Annotated in this window: 1 protein-coding gene; it reads left to right on the forward strand. The window is 64.5% G+C overall.

What is annotated here, in order from left to right; translation table 11 throughout:
• A partial coding sequence (locus XI08_RS02325; protein WP_271573215.1) for an Ig-like domain-containing protein occupies positions 1 to 589 on the forward strand: 589 nt, incomplete at both ends.

Genomic DNA, 589 nt, shown 5'->3' on the forward strand with positions numbered 1-589 from the left:
AGGTGGGCACCGCCACGGTCGATGCCAGTGGCAACTGGTCGTTTGCTACCGGCACGCTGGTCGATGGCACCCATGCCTTTACCGGCCAGGCGGTGGACGCGGCCGGCAATGTGAGCGTGACGTCTGGCGCCTTGAACGTCACAATTGATACGGTCGCGCCGAACGCGCCGGTTCTCGTCTCGGATACGCTCGCTGCGTCCAACAAGGTGGTGGTTTCGGGAACGGCGGAGGCTGGCAGCACGATTACACTGTACGAGGGGCGGACGCTGCTTGGCAGCTCTGTGACGGCCTCGAACGGCACGTGGAGCGTCACGACCGGATCGCTTGCCGACGGGGCGCATGCATTCACAGCGACCGCAACCGATGCGGCCGGAAACGTGAGCAGTCTGTCGGCCGTGCTCGATCCGATCGTCGGAACGGTGATCGAGTCGATCGGATCGGCGAGCCTGATCGAGATCGGCAACAATTTCTATGTCGGCAACGCGAGCACAGGCTACAACGCCGAGCTGAAATTTGCCGGCGTGGCCCAAGTGGTGGACCCAACGGGCCGCGTCACCCCGCTCGGGGCCGAAAAGACCGCGACCGGGTA

This window comes from Bradyrhizobium sp. CCBAU 11361 (assembly GCF_028128935.1).
Taxonomy (GTDB): Bacteria; Pseudomonadota; Alphaproteobacteria; order Rhizobiales; family Xanthobacteraceae; genus Bradyrhizobium; species Bradyrhizobium niftali.